13 protein-coding genes are annotated in these 16,519 nt (G+C 64.5%); 3 read left to right on the top strand and 10 right to left on the bottom strand.

The window, feature by feature from the left end; all coding sequences use genetic code 11:
• Positions 1-84 precede the first annotated feature (84 nt).
• The gene (gene nirD, locus ACF0H6_RS19080; RefSeq protein ID WP_395251033.1) at positions 85-456 is read left to right on the top strand and encodes a nitrite reductase small subunit NirD; all 372 of its coding nucleotides are present in this window, start codon (positions 85-87) and stop codon (positions 454-456) included.
• Between the two features lie 31 nt (positions 457-487).
• Here nirD and ACF0H6_RS19085 read toward each other — a convergent pair whose 3' ends face one another.
• From ACF0H6_RS19085 to ACF0H6_RS19100, 4 genes are all read right to left on the bottom strand, one after another.
• The gene (locus tag ACF0H6_RS19085) at positions 488-2,275 is read right to left on the bottom strand and encodes a phospho-sugar mutase (RefSeq protein WP_395251034.1); all 1,788 of its coding nucleotides are present in this window, start codon (positions 2,273-2,275) and stop codon (positions 488-490) included.
• A gap of 102 nt (positions 2,276-2,377) precedes the next feature.
• On the bottom strand, positions 2,378-3,109 hold the full coding sequence (locus tag ACF0H6_RS19090; RefSeq protein ID WP_395251035.1) for a YcnI family protein: 732 nt from the start codon (positions 3,107-3,109) through the stop codon (positions 2,378-2,380).
• A 121-nt stretch (positions 3,110-3,230) separates the two neighbouring features.
• On the bottom strand, positions 3,231-3,833 hold the full coding sequence (locus ACF0H6_RS19095) for a hypothetical protein (RefSeq protein ID WP_395251036.1): 603 nt from the start codon (positions 3,831-3,833) through the stop codon (positions 3,231-3,233).
• Positions 3,834-3,953: 120 nt separating this feature from the next.
• On the bottom strand, positions 3,954-4,754 hold the full coding sequence (locus ACF0H6_RS19100) for a purine-nucleoside phosphorylase (protein WP_395251364.1): 801 nt from the start codon (positions 4,752-4,754) through the stop codon (positions 3,954-3,956).
• Positions 4,755-4,900: 146 nt separating this feature from the next.
• Here ACF0H6_RS19100 and ACF0H6_RS19105 point away from each other — a divergent pair, with 146 nt between their 5' ends.
• On the top strand, positions 4,901-6,316 hold the full coding sequence (locus tag ACF0H6_RS19105) for an NAD(P)H-quinone dehydrogenase (RefSeq protein WP_395251037.1): 1,416 nt from the start codon (positions 4,901-4,903) through the stop codon (positions 6,314-6,316).
• Positions 6,317-6,394: 78 nt separating this feature from the next.
• Here the strand turns inward: ACF0H6_RS19105 and ACF0H6_RS19110 are convergent, their stop codons facing one another.
• From ACF0H6_RS19110 to ACF0H6_RS19125, 4 genes are all read right to left on the bottom strand, one after another.
• Complete coding sequence (locus tag ACF0H6_RS19110; RefSeq protein ID WP_395251038.1) at positions 6,395-6,661, bottom strand: type II toxin-antitoxin system Phd/YefM family antitoxin; 267 nt, start codon at positions 6,659-6,661, stop codon at positions 6,395-6,397.
• A gap of 220 nt (positions 6,662-6,881) precedes the next feature.
• A complete protein-coding gene (locus ACF0H6_RS19115; protein ID WP_395251039.1) occupies positions 6,882-8,441 on the bottom strand; it encodes an FAD-dependent oxidoreductase in 1,560 nt (519 codons plus the stop codon).
• Positions 8,438-10,690 (bottom strand): molybdopterin oxidoreductase family protein, encoded by a 2,253-nt coding sequence (locus ACF0H6_RS19120; protein ID WP_395251040.1) that lies wholly within the window; start codon positions 10,688-10,690, stop codon positions 8,438-8,440. Before ACF0H6_RS19120 ends, ACF0H6_RS19115 begins: the two co-directional genes overlap by 4 nt.
• Position 10,691: 1 nt before the next feature.
• A complete protein-coding gene (locus tag ACF0H6_RS19125) occupies positions 10,692-12,101 on the bottom strand; it encodes an MFS transporter (protein WP_395251041.1) in 1,410 nt (469 codons plus the stop codon).
• Positions 12,102-12,392: 291 nt separating this feature from the next.
• On the opposite strand from ACF0H6_RS19125, the gene ACF0H6_RS19130 reads away from it, so the two are divergent.
• Positions 12,393-13,802, top strand: a complete 1,410-nt coding sequence (locus ACF0H6_RS19130; RefSeq protein ID WP_395251042.1) for an MFS transporter — start codon at positions 12,393-12,395, stop codon at positions 13,800-13,802.
• Positions 13,803-13,879: 77 nt separating this feature from the next.
• On the opposite strand, the gene ACF0H6_RS19135 is transcribed toward ACF0H6_RS19130, so the two are convergent.
• Together ACF0H6_RS19135 and ACF0H6_RS19140 are read right to left on the bottom strand one after the other, a co-directional pair.
• The gene (locus ACF0H6_RS19135; RefSeq protein WP_395251043.1) at positions 13,880-15,685 is read right to left on the bottom strand and encodes an acetyl/propionyl/methylcrotonyl-CoA carboxylase subunit alpha; all 1,806 of its coding nucleotides are present in this window, start codon (positions 15,683-15,685) and stop codon (positions 13,880-13,882) included.
• 116 nt (positions 15,686-15,801) lie between these two features.
• On the bottom strand, positions 15,802-16,485 hold the full coding sequence (locus tag ACF0H6_RS19140; RefSeq protein ID WP_395251044.1) for a Maf family protein: 684 nt from the start codon (positions 16,483-16,485) through the stop codon (positions 15,802-15,804).
• Positions 16,486-16,519: the final 34 nt, after the last annotated feature.

Below are 16,519 nucleotides of genomic sequence, written 5' to 3' on the forward strand. Positions count from 1 at the left end.
TTGAAGGTACGGCTGCAACAGGCGGCCGAACCAGACGGCCGGGACAGCATTTGTCCGGCCGCTGGCCTAGCCGGAGGGGTTGACATGACTGTCATTCTGGAACGCGAAGAGCAGCTGCTGAGCCCGCCGACGGCGTCAGGATGGCACCGCGTGTGCCCCTTGGATGAGCTTGAGCTGGCGTGGGGCGAGGCCGCCCTGATCGACGGCGTGCAGGTAGCGCTTTTCCGCCTCGACGCCGAAAAGGTGTTCGCCGTTGCTCAACAGGACCCCGCAACGTTGGCCAACGTCATGGCCCGCGGCATCACAGGGTCCAGAGGATCTCGGCCCACCATCGCCTCGCCGTTGCACAAGGAGGTCTACGATCTTCAGACCGGTGAGTGCTATTCCAATCCAGGGCTCCGGCTTCCGGCTTTCAAGACCCGCTTGATTGACGGCTTCATCGAAGTCGAAGTCTAAGAGCTAGTCAGACGCCAGTCACCGCGGCGACTCAGAGCCCTAGTGCCTCGCGGACATCGGCCAGGATGGTGTCCAAGGTGGTCCGCGCCGCCTGCCGGGTTTCCGCGAGTTCTGCCGCGGAACCTACCGGCTTGATGACTTCCAAGTAGCACTTGAGCTTCGGCTCCGTGCCGCTGGGCCGGATGATGACGCGGCTCAGGTCCTTGGTGAGGTACAGGAGTCCGTCCGTGGGCGGGAGCTGATCGCTTCCCTGGGCCAGGTCAACAAAGGTCTCGACGGCGGATCCGCCGAAAGATTCCGGCGGATCCGCGCGGAGCCGGTTCATCATGGCGTCGAGCAAACCAAGGTCCGCTACCCGGATGCTGAGTTGGTCGCTCGCATGCAGGCCGTGCACCAGGTAGATCTCGTCCAAAGTGTCGAAGATCGTCTTTCCCTCAACCTTGGCCGCTGCGGCCAATTCGGCGATGAGCAGGGAGGCTGAAATGCCGTCCTTGTCCCGCACCAGCTCGGGAGCCACGCAGTACCCCAGGGCTTCTTCGTAGCCGTAGATGAGTCCCGGCACGCGCGAAATCCACTTGAATCCCGTCAGGGTTTCCTCGTGGGCGAAGCCAGCCGCAACCGCGATACGCGAGAGCAGCCGGGAGGACACGATCGAATTGGCAAACACTCCCTTCTTCGCCGGAAGGCCTGACGTCCCCTCGCCCTGGCGCCCGTCGCCTACGGCGTGCCGGGCCACCACATGTGCCCCAAGCAGGGCGCCTACTTCGTCGCCACGCAACATCCGCCAAGCACCCGTATCCGGGTCCTGCGCCGCTACAGCCGCGCGGTCGGCGTCGGGGTCGTTCGCCAGCACGATGTCGGCGTCCGAACGGGCCGCTGCCGCCAAAGCCAGATCCAACGCGCCAGGCTCTTCCGGATTGGGGAAGCTGACGGTCGGGAAATCGGGGTCCGGTGCTGCTTGTTCTTCCACCAGGGAAACATCCGTGAAGCCGGCCGCATTAAGGACCGATACCGCGGTTTCACCGCCCACGCCGTGCATGGGGGTCAGGACAATCTTCAGCTCGCGGGCCGGGAAATTTGCGGGATCTGCCAAGCCGGCTATCGCGGTCTCGTAGTCCTTGGTGATGGAGGTAGGAAGAACGGTCCAGCCGGATTCAGCCAAGGCAATGGACTCCAGCGAGCCCACGGCTTCGATACTCTCGGCAATGTGCGAATCGTAGGGCGCCACGATCTGGGATCCCTGACCGCTTTCCTCCACGGCGCGCCCGCCCAAGTACACCTTGTAACCGTTGTCCTGCGGCGGATTGTGGCTCGCTGTGACCATGACACCGCCGTCGCAATCGAGGGCGCGGACAGCGTAGGCCAACAGCGGGGTAGGAAGCGCGGACGGCATCAGGAAGGTGTCGATTCCGGCGGCCGTGAAAATGGCGGCCGTCTCGGCGGCAAAGACGTCCGAGTTGTGCCGGGCGTCATAGCCGACGACGGCGCGCGGCCGCGTTCCCTGCGAAGCTGCGACACCCTGCGAAGCCGCTTCAACGGCATTCTTGAGGAAGGCCGCCAAACCTGCTGCTGCCCGTCGCACCACTACGCGGTTCATCCTGTTGGGACCCGGGCCGAGGGCGGCACGGAGTCCGGCGGTACCGAACTGCAGCGTTCCATTGAAGCTGTCTTCAAGCTGCTGACGGGCTGCCGCGACGCCCACGGAGGCGAGTCCGGTGAGTTCGGACAGTGCAGCCGAAGTGATCGGGTCCGGGTCCTGGGCTGCCCATTCGCTGGCGTCGGCTATCAACTTGTCAAATGCGGCATCGCTCGATGTCATAGGGATAAAGCTATCGTCAAAGAGCATGGATACCGAGGTCCAGGGTTGTGTCAACTGTCACAGTTCGGCCTGCCCCAGACAGTTCCGTTGTTCGTGGTGGCGTTATTTGGCTTTGGTCGAGCGTGTTCGCACGAGGGCGATGACGCCTGCAGCCAAGCCCAGGAGGCCCGCCACAAGGCCGAACCAGCCCGCCGTCGAACCGGCGTCTCCGCCGGAGGTCGACGCCGCAGCGGACGAAGCCTGAGTCGCTGACGGTGATGCGGAGGCAGACGCCGCCGCAGCGTCACTAGCTGTCGTCACGAACGACGGGGCCGGGTGCTCGGGCTCTGCTTGGCCCGCGACGGCCTTCTCATCCCATTTCACGACAGTGCCGTCAGTGTACGTCTGGGTTGCCGGCAGCGCGACAGTGGTGCCGGCGTCGGGCAGGACACCTACCGAGATCGAGAACGCCTGGTATTCGTTCTGTCCGATCTGGTGCGCGGCATCTGCGGTCCACACCACGGAACTGACGGCTTTGGTCACCGTTGCCCCGGCGACTGTGACGGGTTTGGGCAAGGTGGTGGTGATGAGCTCCGACTTCCACCCCTCGATGGGTTTCACGGACACCTCGTTGAAGGGCATGTCGGTGGGCAGGGACACTTCGAGTTTGCTGGTTTTGGCAGTCGGGGACTCATTGGGGACGTTGAAGGTCAGGTGCGTGGAGCCCCCGGCGGCAGGATCATCGGGAGCAACGTTGACGTGCGCCGAGGCGGCTGAGACGCCGACGGCGAGCAGCCCGGCAGCCATGGTGGCGGCGCAGGCGGTCTTGAGGGTACGGCGGTGGGAAGTCTTCATGGCAATGGTGCCCTTTCACGAAGGAAAAGCGGTTGGGGGCCGGGGCGGACGAAGGTCCGGACCGGTGAAGGCAGTGGGTTGCCGCCTGTCCCTCTGCCCGCATATGAAAGGGGAGAGAGTCTTAGGCGGCAGGCATCAGGACTGGCGGACCGCGCCGGGAGGGAAGCCGCAGGCAGGGAAGGCTGCGGTGACGCACAGCCGGGGCCGTGCAGGGGGCGGGGGCGCGGAACGGCTGAATCGCTGTTCGAGCGGGCAGTTGGACCAATGGGCGCAACCACGCAGCCAGGGCCCACAGCGCTTGTTCGCCGCGAGCAAGCACCAGCGCAGTGCCCACGGTTGCCATGGTGTGCGCCGCGAGCATTTGCCAGTCGCTTGCTGCGGCATGGGTCGAGGTGATGGCGCCTACGGTTTCGGGGGGCGGCGCAAACGGAACATGTCCTGCATGCCCGGACTGCGATGGTGCGGCGGAGGAGGCCCCGGATAGGGCATAGAACGCCCAATGGAGCCAGAGTTGCCCGCCCCCTAGCAGTCCCGCGAGGGCCCGCAACGAAAGCCGGACGCGCGTCAGCACGGCAACAGGGAGGATTGTCAGTGCACCGAGTGCCGTCAGAATGGCTGGTGCGGGAAGGTTTCCGCCGCCGGCAAGGTGACCACCCGCGGCCAAGCCCAGGATGATTGAACCGATCAGTGCCGTGCGCAACAAGCGGAACGGGGCAGCTGTCACGATCGGCTGTCCTTTCCGGTTGAGTGGCCCTGGCGGAGAATCACTCAAATTCTATGGCCTACACGGCAGCGGAGGGTCCCGGGACGCAGGACTCCCCGGCGACTGTGTCAGAGCTTGGCTTCACAGCTTGGCAATGATGTCCGCCAAGAGCCGCGAAATACGCGCGCCTGCCGTTTGCCCTGCCTCGATGACTTCCTGGTGGCTCAGCGGCACCGGGCTGATGCCCGCGGCGAGGTTCGTCACGAGCGAGATCCCGAAGACCTCCATGCCTGCGTGCCGGCCGGCGATGGCTTCCAAAGCAGTGGACATGCCCACTAGATCGGCACCGATTCGCTTGGCGTACTGGACCTCGGCCGGGGTTTCGTAGTGTGGTCCGGTGAACTGTGCGTAGACGCCTTCGTCGAGCGTGGGGTCCACTTCGCGGGCAAGGCCACGGATACGGGAGGAGTACAGGTCCGTGAGGTCCACGAACGTTGCGCCTTCAAGGGGAGAGGCCGCCGTCAGGTTGATGTGGTCGCTGATCAGCACGGGTGTGCCGGGGGTCCAGGCCTCGTTCAGGCCGCCGCAGCCGTTGGTTACCACCAGGGTCTTGCATCCCGCGGCGGCCGCGGTGCGCACCCCATGGACCACAGAGCGGACGCCTTTGCCTTCGTAGTAATGGGTGCGCGCGCCGAGGACGAGGGCCCGCTTGCCCTCTTTTGTCAGCACCGAACGGATGGTGCCTACGTGTCCTTCAACGGCGGGGGCATGGAAGCCGGGAACCTCCGACGCCGTGAGGGTCGCCGTCGTTTCCCCTATGAGATCCGCAGCGGCGCCCCAGCCCGAGCCGAGCACGAGTGCGACGTCGTGGGATTCGACCCCGCTTTCCGCTGAGATGTAGTCAGCCGCGGCTTTGGCGGCTTCGAATGGGTCTGTGTTCATCAGCTCTGTGTTACTCACTGGTACAAGCTACAGTGCCGTCCGCGCTGTTGAACAGGGCGCTGTTGGACGGTGACCTGCGTCGCTTCGGGCGTTCTCAGGTGGGGCTTAGTGGCAGGTCCGGCAGCAATAAGTAAGAATTGATCATTGTGACCATGCATCCTGACTTCAGCTCACCACGAATTGCGATCCTGGGCGGAGGTCCAGGCGGATATGAAGCGGCAATGGTCGCGGCGTCCTTGGGAGCCCGGGTCACCATCATCGAACGCGCGGGGCTCGGCGGCTCTGCCGTCCTCACCGACGTCGTTCCTTCCAAAACCCTGATCGCGACGGCGGACCTGATGACCCGCGTCGGCGAGGCGGGGGAGCTGGGAGTCAAGTTCGCCGTCGACGGCAGCGATGTAGCGCCGCGCATGCGCGCCGATCTGGGCCACATCAACGACCGGGTCCTGCACCTCGCCCGCGAACAGTCCGACGACATTCGGGTAGGCCTGGAGCGCCTCGGCGTGGAGATCCTGACCGGATCGGGAAAACTCGTGGACAACCACACCATCGAGGTCCTCACCGTCGACGGCACCAAGACCGTCACCGCCGACGCGATCCTGCTGGCCGTCGGTGCCCACCCGCGGGAGCTGCCCACTGCTAAGCCCGACGGCAAACGCATCCTGAACTGGGCGCAGATCTACAACCTCGAAGAACTTCCGGAGGACCTGATTGTCGTCGGATCCGGTGTCACAGGCGCCGAATTCGCTTCGGCCTACAACGGTCTTGGCTCCAACGTCACCCTGATTTCGAGCCGCGATCAGGTGCTGCCCGGGTCGGACACGGATGCTGCCCAAGTTCTCGAAGGTGTCTTCAAGCGCCGTGGCGTGCGCGTCCTGTCCCGTTCGCGTGCGGAAGCCGTGGAAAGGACCGACACCGGGGTGCGGGTCACTTTGGGCGACGGTTCCGTGGTGACGGGCAGTCATTGCCTCGTCTGTGTGGGGTCCATTCCCAACACCGCCGGAATCGGACTCGAAGAGGCCGGTGTGGCTGTCACGGAGTCCGGACACATCAAGGTGGACGGCGTTTCGCGCACCACGGCACCGAACATTTACGCCGCTGGCGACTGCACCGGCATCCTGGCTCTTGCCTCCGTCGCGGCCATGCAGGGGCGCATTGCGGTTGCGCACTTCATGGGCGACGGCGTCATGCCGCTCAAGCTCCGCCAAGTGGCCTCCAACATTTTCACCTCGCCCGAAATCGCCTCCGTGGGCGTTTCCGAGGCCGACCTCGAATCAGGCAAGTACCAAGGCGACGTGGTCATGCTGTCCCTGCTGAGCAACGCCCGTGCCAAGATGCGCAACTCGAAGGACGGCTTCGTCAAGATCATCGCGCGCAAGGGCTCGGGCACGGTGATCGGCGGCGTCGTCGTCGGGCCGAACGCGTCCGAATTAATCTTCCCGATCGCTGTTGCCGTCAAGCAGAAACTGCACGTCGACGACGTCGCGAGCACCTTTACGGTGTACCCCTCGCTGACCGGCTCCATCTCGGAAGCCGCGCGAAGGTTGCACGTTCATATGTAGGTGCCTGCGCGTAGAGGGTCTAACGGCGAGTTGCCGTTGGACCCTTTTCGTTTTCGCGGTCTTCGTGGTGGGGGTCGGTCACATCAGACCCAAGCCGCGCTTGATGTCCTTCCAAGGAATCGGCGCTTGCCCTGTCCGTTCAGATTCCTTCCGTGCGGCGGCGGCTGCCCGAATGTCTTCAAGGTCTTCCACGGCCTCATAAAGACGCTCAAGCTCCACGGCGTCAACCACAGCGGCCACACGAATTCCCTCACGAGTCAGGAAAACCGGTTCGGGGCTGCGAAGCGCCATAGCCACAATCGATTCCAGCTGGCCTGGCGCTTCAGTGATTGCCACGTCCGTCATGCACTCGAGGATACGTCTCACGCAGAGAAGATTGCATTCTGAACCGCCGTGCCACATTTGCGAGGGACCTGGGGCGAATCCCGCGGCTTGAGGATCGCCCGCCACTGACGCCATCTAAACATCCGGACTGGCGACGCGCTAAATCTATTTCGACTCGGGAATTCCAGTGGCGCCAGTCGTTTTGCGCCTCATGGAACCAGATGCGCGTCGCCAGTCACCCCTACGCAGGCACCCCCTGAAAGTGCCTCTCGATCATCCCCTTGATGTCTGCGTGGCAGCCGCCGCAGCCTGTCCCCGCGCGGGTTGCCTTGGAAACCTCTGGCACGGATGAGCAGCCATCCACCACGGCTTCCTCGATGATCGTACCGCTGACACCCGCGCAGCGGCAGACCGTGCGCTGGGGGTCATTGTTCGAAGCAGAAGAGTCCAGCTGGTCCGGACCGTCCAGGCGAAGCAAGAGTGAACGGTCGGCCGGCAATTCGGAGCCGCGTTCAAACAGCATCACGAGCTCTGCGGCTGTACGCGGCATGCCCACGGTCACAAGACCTTCGAGCGCGCCGCCCCGTGTGGTCATCTTGACGTACCGGCCGTGTGCGGGATCGGCCCATTGGGCCACTTGACGCCGCTTCTGACCGCTGGGCATGTCCCCAAGGGGTTCGTCATCCCACGGTTCGGCGCTGTTGTCGCCGGCGACGGCCAGGTTGATGCCGCGTGCCTTCAGGACCACGACGCCGGGCTTCTCCTGCGGCAGCGGTGCCAGCGTATCTGCAGCATCCTGGCCGCCCTCGGCAAGGAGGATCAGGTACCCGGCAAGCCACTCCGCCTGACGCCAGCCTGGACCCACCAGACCGGAAGGCCCCAGTGCTGTGCGGCATTCAGGGCACTCGGCATCGGCGCAATGGACCTCGGCGCAGTCGCCGATCGCGAACATGTGCGGCTCGTGGTACGTGCGCAGGTGGTGGTCCACCAGGATGCCGGTGCCCGAGGGCAGCCCGCATCCCTCGGCCAGTTCAATCCGGGGCCGCACGCCGCAGGAAAGGACGAGAAGATCGCCTTCGATCCGTGATCCGTCGTCGAGCACCAGGGCAGAAAACATGCCGTGCGGGCCGTTATGTTCCACGGCGGTTGAGCGGGCATTGCCCGCCACGGTGATTCCGCTGTTGCGCAAGCTCGCCGCGAGAACGGCTCCGCCGCCGCGGTCAATATTGCGGCCCAGCGGATAGGGGCCGTTGTGCACCACGGTGGTCACGGCGCCTTCCTCTGCCGCAGCCAAGGCCGTTTCGAGTCCCAGTACGCCGCCGCCGAGGACGATCACGCGCTTGCCCGCAGTCACGGTGTCGCGCAGTTGCGCGGCATCGCGGACGTCACGGAGCGCGGTTACTCCCAGCGGGAGCACAGGGTGAGAAGGATCGGGATTGATGCCGGTCAGATTGGGAATGACGGGCCGCGAGCCGGTCGCGAAAAGCCGGCGGTCATAGCCTGGCGTGGTTCCGTCCGAGAGAACTACTTGCTTGCGTGCGCGGTCGATGCGTTTGGCCGTGACTCCCAGCCGGACCTCGACGCCGTCGGCCGCCAAATCGGCAGCATCCGCCATGGCGAGGGCCTCCGCGGTGGTCCGGCCGACGCCGAGTTCTGCCACCATGACGCGGTTATAGGCGGCTTCGGTTTCTTGGCCGACGACGAGCAGCTGGACAAGGCCGCTGCGCACGGTGGGCAACAATTCGTCCACAAGCCTGGCCGCGACCGGCCCGAACCCCACGACCACAATTCGCTCGCTCACGATGCCTCCTTGACCCGCATTGACGAGCCGACATACATTGACGGGCCGCCCGACGCTGGCACAGCTGTGGAGAGCACAGCCAACTGGGCAGCCAACGCCGGTTCGACCTCCGGTAGTGCCGCCTTCCGGACCCAGACCGTGCTGGACTTGAACTCCGGCATGCCGGAAATGGGATCCGTGACCGCCTCAGTGAGCCGGTTGGCGCTGCCCAATCCGGGGAAATGGAACGGCAGGAACACGGTGTCCGTCCGGATGGTATTGCTGAGCTCGGCCCTGCACAGGACCTCGCCGCGCTCATTGGAGACCCGGACAAAGTCGCCGTCGGAGATTTCCCTGACGGCCGCCGTCGCGGGGTGGATCTGGAGGAGGGCTTCCGGTTGGGCGGCAGCTAGCTCTGCCACGCGGCGGGTCTGGGCGCCAGATTGGTAATGTTCCAGCAGCCGCCCCGTGACGAGCGTCAGCGGATCGGGATCATCGACCACGACGGCGGAGCGCCGGGACCGCTTCAGCGGCACCACCGGGACCATCACCGCGCGCCCATCGGCGTGCGCGAAGCTGTCAAGGAAGAGGCGGGGAGTGCCCACACTGCCTGCAGGATAGGGCCAGTAGGCGGCTTCTCCACGATCCAGCATGGCGTAGTCGATTCCGGAGTAGTCGGCCAGGCCGCCTGCCGAGGCGAGCCGGAGCTCCTCGAAGACGGTCTCGGGATCGTCGCTGAACGTGGACGGCGCCTCAAGCATCTCGGCGAGCCGGGCCATGAGCCACAACTCGCTGCGGACGCCCGGGGGAGGAGCAAGCGCCTTCCGACGGCGGAGCACCCGGCCCTCGAGGTTGGTCAGGGTGCCTTCTTCCTCAGCCCATTGGGTGACCGGGAGGACCAGGTCGGCTTCAACTGCGGTCTCGGACATGAAGAAATCGCAGACCACCAGGAAGTCCAGGCTGCGCAGGCCCTGGATCACCGAGCTGGCGTCGGGGGCCGACACCGCCACATTGGCGCCGTGCACGAAAAGGCAACGGACGCCGTCGGGCTGTCCCAAAGACTTCAAGAGCTCCACTGCCGGCAGTCCGGGGCCGGGAATGAGGGATTCCTCGACGCCCCACACTTTGGCGACGTGCGCGCGGGCAGCGGGATCGGTGATCTTGCGGTAGCCGGGGAGTTGATCGGCTTTCTGGCCGTGCTCGCGGCCACCCTGGCCGTTGCCTTGGCCGGTCAGCGTGCCGTACCCGCTGCGGGAGAGTCCTGGAAGGCCAAGGAGCAGGCTGAGGTTGATGGCGGCCGTGGCCGTATCGGTGCCGTCGACGTGCTGCTCGACGCCACGCCCGGTCAGGATGTAGCTGCCGCCACGACGTGCGCCATCCGCGAGACGACGGGCGGTCTCTCGGATAAGGGTGGCGGGGACGCCGGTGATTGATTGGACCCTCTCGGGCCAGAAAGCTGCGAGGCTGCGCGCAATTGCCGGGTATCCGGTGGTGCGGTTCTGGAGGTACTCGGTGTCGGCGAGGCCTTCGTGGACCACCACATGGGAGATTCCCAGAAGCAGCGCGAGGTCGGTGCCGGGTGTCGGCTGCAAGTGGATGCCGCCGCCGTCGCCGGTGAATTTGGCGGTCGCGGAACGTCGGGGATCGGCCACAATCAACCCGCCGGAATCCCGCGCGCCCTGCAAATGCTGGACGAACGGCGGCATGGTCTCGGCAACATTGGAGCCAAGAAGAAAGATAGTGCTCGCCGAATCGAGTTCCTCCACGGGGAACGGCAGCCCGCGGTCCACCCCGAAGGCGCGGTTTCCAGCGGCCGCGGCGGAGGACATGCAGAAGCGTCCGTTGTAGTCGATGCGTGAGGTACCGAGTGCCAAGCGGGCGAACTTTCCGAGCTGGTAGGCCTTCTCATTGGTCAGCCCGCCGCCGCCGAACACGCCGACCGCGTCAGCCCCGTATTGCGCGCGCGTCTGCTTCACGGCTCCGGTGACCAGCATGAGCGCCTGGTCCCAAGTCACCGGCCGGTGGACGCCGTCGGAACCCTTGAGCATGGGTTCCGTGACCCGTCCGGTGTGGTTCAACAACGACGCCGATGTCCAGCCCTTGCGGCACAGCCCGCCCCGGTTGGTGGGGAAGTCGCGGCCGGTTACTTCCAACGCGGGTCCGGTCCCCGGCTGCGGCGCAGCCCCTGACCCCGGCTGAGCGGCCGGCGTCAGGGTCATGGCGCACTGCAGCGCACAATACGGGCAGTGGGTGTCGGCGCCATTGGGCATATTAGATGTGTCCCATCGCGTTGCGGTCGGCCTTGCGGAGGTAGAAGCCCCAGCAGACGATCAGCATCAACACATAGGCGCCCACGAAGCCATAGAACGCGGGGGTGTAGGACCCGGAGGCGGTGCTGGATGCGTTCAGCACCTGGGGGATGACGAATCCGCCGTAGGCGCCGATCGCCGAGATCAGGCCGAGGGAGGAAGATGCGAGGCGGGCGGTGTTTGCTGGACTGGCCCCGGAGCGGGCAGCCCGGCTGGACGTAGCGAAGATGACCGGAATCATCCGGTATGTCGCTCCGTTTCCGAAGCCGCTTGCGGTGAAAAGCATCAGGAACAGGACCAGGAAGAGCCAGAAGTTCTTGAGCGGAAGAGTCCAGATCATGGTCAGGGTGATGACGGCCATCGCAGCAAAGGCCGCCACGGTCATGCGGGCGCCACCCATGCGGTCGGCCATGCGTCCACCGTATGGGCGTGTCAGGGAGCCGACCAGCGGACCGAGGAACGCGAGTGAAAGGGCCACTGCTCCGAGGTGGAAGGAGGAGAAGGCCGGGAAGTAGTCATGAATCAGCTTGGGGAAGACGCCGGAGAAGCCGATGAATGAGCCGAACGTGCCGATGTAGAGGAAGGCCATGATCCAGAGGTGTGGTTCCTTCAGCGCGGCGATGGAGCCTGCCGCGTCACCCTTGGCGCTGGTGAGGTTGTTCATGTACTTCCACGCTCCGAACGCGGCCACCAGGATGAGCGGGATCCAGATGAGGCCGGCCATGGGCAGGTTGACGGTTCCGGCGGCGAGGAGGGTGACGGCGATCGGGACCACCAGCTGTGCGATGGCGGCACCGAGGTTTCCACCTGCGGCGTTCAGCCCCAGCGCCCAGCCCTTTTCGCGGGCAGGGTAGAAGAAAGTGATGTTTGCCATCGAACTGGCGAAGTTGCCGCCGCCGAAGCCTGCGAGTCCCGCTACCAGAAGCATGACGCCGAAGGGGGTTCCTGGGGTGGAGACGCACAATGCAAGGCCGGCCGTGGGGATCAGCAGCAGGAGGGCCGAGACGATGGTCCAGTTGCGGCCACCGAACCTCGGAACCATGAAGGTGTACGGGATGCGCAGGGTGGCACCGACCAGGCTGGGAATTGAGATGAGCCAGAAGATCTGGTTGGTGTCGAACTTGAAGCCTGCTGCCGGGAGCTGGACGACGACGATCGACCAGAGCTGCCAGACGACGAAGCCGAGGAACTCGGCGAAGATGGACCAGTACAGGTTGCGCTTGGCGATGGAACGGCCGGCGGTTTCCCACTGCTCCTTGTTCTCAGCATCCCAGTTGGCAATCCAGCGGCCGGGGCGGTGTTCGAGCTCGGGGACGAGGGCGGTGGGCGCCTTCTCTTTGGTGAGGATTTCGGTGCTTCGGTCAACTGTCACGGGGTGCCTCCTTTGTGGGGACGTTGTGCTTCCACGTTAGGGAGGGCGCGTTTCGCGGACTGTCGCGGTATGTAAACGTGCTGTGACATTTGCCTATCGGCGGGGGTCACCGGTGCGTGAGGCGACGGTGAGGTTATGTGGTGCAGGCCACAGGGTGAGACTTTTCAGAGCGTCCGCATATTGGACTTAATTGTCCATTTGCTGGATTCCCGGAACTATTATTGAACTCTCAATAATCTTTGCCGGCAGGCTCAGCGACGCCGGGCCGGCGTGAACGAAAGCATCCATTACATGTCTTCCATCGCTGAATCCAAGGAAAGCGAGTCAGTCAAGCCGGTCAACTCGCGGGGACGGGTGATCTTTGCCAGCCTCATCGGCACGTCCATCGAGTTCTACGATTTCTACGTATACGCCACGGCTGCTGTCCTCGTCTTTCCCAAGCTGTTCTTCCCGACAGCTGACGAGACCACCCAGCTGCTGAGTTCTTTCGCGGTCTTCGGCGTCGCATTCGTCGCCCGGCCGCTCGGCTCCATCATCTTCGGCCACTTCGGTGACAAGTTCGGTCGCAAGGGAACCCTGGTTGCGTCCCTCCTGACCATGGGCATTGCCACGTTCCTGATCGGTTGCCTCCCCACGGCGCAGGTCCCGGGCTGGACCTTCCTGGCCCCCACATTGCTGGTAGTCCTGCGCTTCGCACAGGGCCTGGCCCTCGGTGGTGAATGGAGCGGCGCCGCGCTGCTTGCAACGGAGAACGCCCCTGCCAACAAACGCGCCATTTATGGAACCTTCCCGCAGATGGGTGCGCCGATCGGCTTCATCCTGGCCAACATCATCTTCCTGGTCTTCAGCTACACCCTGACCCCGGAAGCCTTCGCTGCTTGGGGATGGCGCGTGCCCTTCCTGCTCAGCGCCATCATGGTGATCCTTGGCCTGTATGTGCGGCTCAAACTCATCGAAACCCCTGCGTTCACGAAGGTGCTGGAGTCCAATGAAGTGGCCAAGCTGCCCATCGGGCGCGTGTTCAAAAAGAGCTGGCGCCCGCTGATCCTCGGCACCTTCATCATGCTTGCCACCTACGTGCTGTTCTACCTGATGACCACGTTCACGCTGACCTATGGCACCAAGCCCACTTTGGCGGGCGCGCAGGCCGCCGCGGTGAAAGCCGGCAAACCGATGACAGAAGCAGCCGCTGCGGCGTTCGTCCCCGGCCTGGGATTCAGCCGGAACGACTTCCTCTGGATGCTGATTGCCGGTGTCGTCTTCTTCGGCATTTTCACCCTGGTGGCCGGTCCGCTCGCCGAAAAGTATGGCCGCCGCAAGATGCTCCTGGCCGTGACGGCGGGAATCCTGGTGTTCGGCTTGCTCTTCGTGCCGTTGTTCAGTGGCGGCTTCGTGGGGACCATGGCGTTGCTGATCCTCGGATTCTCGCTGATGGGCCTCACTTTCGGTCCCATGGGCGCGCTCCTTCCGGAACTGTTCCCCACCAACGTCCGCTACACCGGCTCCGCCGTCAGCTACAACATGTCCAGCATCCTCGGTGCGGCCGTGGCTCCGTTCATCGCGGTGTGGCTCTGGGAATCGGCCAAGGGAAGCACAGTCCTGGTAGGCGTCTACCTCAGCGCCATGGCTGTGCTGACGATTTTGGCCTTGTCCCTGTCCAAGGAAACCAAGGACACGGACTACGAGAACAACGTCGCCTGATCTTGAATTAGCAGGCCCGAGTTAAGCGGCTTCGGCCCCGCACCATTGGTGCGGGGCCGAATCCATTTAACTACTGTTTAGTCTTCGATCGTCGCGATGACGGCGCCTGCGGAGACGGTTTCGCCTGCCTTGGCCACCAAGCCGTGAATAGTGCCGGCCTTGTGGGCGGTGAGGGGCTGTTCCATCTTCATGGCTTCGAGAACCACGATCAGATCGCCTTCGGCAACCACATCGCCGTCGGCCGCTGCTACCTTGACGATGGTGCCCTGCATCGGAGACGTGAGGGCATTGCCGCCCACTGCGGCCGCCGCGGCACCCGCCGAGCGGGAACGCTTCTTGACCTTCGCGCCCTTGGCGCCCGCGCTGGAAGCCGAGGAAACCGAGCCGAGAGTTGCCGGGAGGACAACTTCCAGCCGCTTGCCGCCAACCTCGACGACGACGCGCTGGCGCTCACCGGCGTCGGCTGATTCAGTGGCGCCATTTGGTGTCCAAGCGGGGATGTTGTTCACGAACTCGGTCTCGATCCAGCGCGTGTGCACCTGGAACGGACCTTCAGCAGGAGCGAACGCCGGATCGGTAACCACTGCGAGGTCGAAAGGAATGACGGTGGGGATACCCTCGACCACCATTTCCTCAAGGGCCCGGCGGGAACGCTGGAGGGCCTGTTCGCGGCTGGCGCCGGTGACGATCAGCTTCGACAGCATGGAATCGAAGTTCCCGCTGATGACGTCGCCCTGCTCGACGCCGGAGTCGATGCGGACGCCGGGACCCGTGGGGTTCTTCAGCGTGCTGATCGTGCCAGGTGCGGGCATGAAGTTGCGGCCCGGGTCCTCGCCGGTGATGCGGAATTCAAAGGAGTGGCCGCGGACCTCGGGATCGCCATAGCCGAGCTTCTCGCCCCGGGCGATGCGGAACTGCTCGCGGACCAGGTCGATGCCTGTGACTTCCTCGGAAACACAGTGCTCCACCTGGAGACGTGTGTTGACCTCGAGGAAGGAAATGATGCCGTCCTGGCCTACCAGGAACTCGCAGGTTCCTGCACCCAGGTAGCCGGCTTCTTTCAGGATGGCCTTGGACGACTCGTAAAGGCGCTCATTCTGCTCGGCGCTCAGGAACGGCGCTGGCGCTTCCTCGACGAGTTTTTGGTTGCGGCGCTGGAGGGAACAGTCGCGGGTGGACACCACAACAACGTTTCCGTAGGCATCGGCGAGGCACTGGGTCTCGACGTGGCGGGGTGAGTCAAGGAAGCGTTCGATGAAGCATTCGCCGCGGCCGAAGGCTGCAATGGCCTCGCGCACGGCAGATTCGAAAAGTTCAGGGATTTCCTCGATGGTCCGGGCCACCTTGATACCGCGGCCGCCACCACCGTAGGCGGCCTTGATGGCGATCGGGAGCCCGAACTCCTGGGCGAAGGCCAGGATCTCGTCAGCCGATTCGACGGGGTCGGCAGTGCCGGGAACCAGGGGAGCGCCGACCTTTTCGGCGATGTGGCGGGCCTGTACCTTGTCGCCCAGCGCCGAGATGGCGTCCGGGGACGGCCCGATCCAGGTGATGCCGGCGTCGATGACCTTTGCGGCGAATTCCGCGTTTTCGGCAAGGAAGCCATAGCCGGGGTGGATGGCGTCCGCGCCCGACTGCTTGGCGACCTCGATCAACTTGTCCATGACGAGGTACGACTCGGCAGCGGTGTTGCCGCCCAGTGCGTAGGCCTCATCTGCTAGCCGGACGTGCAGGGCGTCACGGTCGGGATCGGCGTAGACGGCCACGGAGGCGATGCCTTCGTCCCGGGCGGCGCGGATAATACGGACCGCGATTTCGCCTCGATTGGCTATCAAGACCTTGGTGAGAGGGCTGGAAATGGGCTGCACCGGATTAGCTGACAAGTTGACTCCTTCTGTCCTTCAGGGAGCCTAGCGTGATTTTGAGGGTTCCGCCCATATTGATGGGGGATTCCGTGTGTGAAGCGGCTCAGCTTTGTAGGGTTGCTACAAACCGCGGTTCATGATGACGCCGGTTCGTCATCGCGGCGGCTCCAGAGTTCAGTGATGGCCACGTTCGCTTGGCCGAGGAGATCGCGGAGCGTGGAGATAGAGAGCCCGACGACGGCGTGCGGGTCGCCGTCGACCTTGCGGATGAAAGCCCCGCCCAAGCCGTCGATCGTGAACGAACCCGCGCAATGGAGGGGTTCGCCCGTCGCGATGTAGGCGTCGATGTCCTGCTCGCTCATCTCCGCAAAATGGACTTCGGCGCTGGATACCGCCCCGACCGTTGCGCCGGTGCCGTCTGCCGTTTCTTCCGTGTCACTATCGTCCAGGTCGGCTGCGGTTTCCCGGCAGTCCACCAGCCAGTGCCCTGTGTGGAGTACGCCCCTGGAGCCGCTCATGCGAAGCATGCGTTCCTTGGCAACACCGGCGGTGTAAGGCTTGCCGTGCGATTCGCCGTCGAACTCGAACACCGAGTCGCAGCCGATCACGAGGGCCCCGTCTGAGTCAGGCAAAGAGGCGACCGCTTCGGCCTTGGCCCGGGCAAGGAGCAGCGCGGTGTCGTGCGCGTCGGTCACCCCATACCGGGCTTGCACCGCATCCTCGTCCACGTCAGAGACAAGTACTTCGTGGTGAATACCGGCGTCGGTGAGGAGCTTGGTGCGGGCAGGGGACTGGGAAGCCAAGATCAATCGGGTCACGGCTCAAGCGTAGTACGCGGCGCAGTCCCCCCGA

The sequence above is a fragment of the Arthrobacter sp. NA-172 genome, assembly GCF_043952055.1.
Classification (GTDB): Bacteria; Actinomycetota; Actinomycetes; order Actinomycetales; family Micrococcaceae; genus Arthrobacter.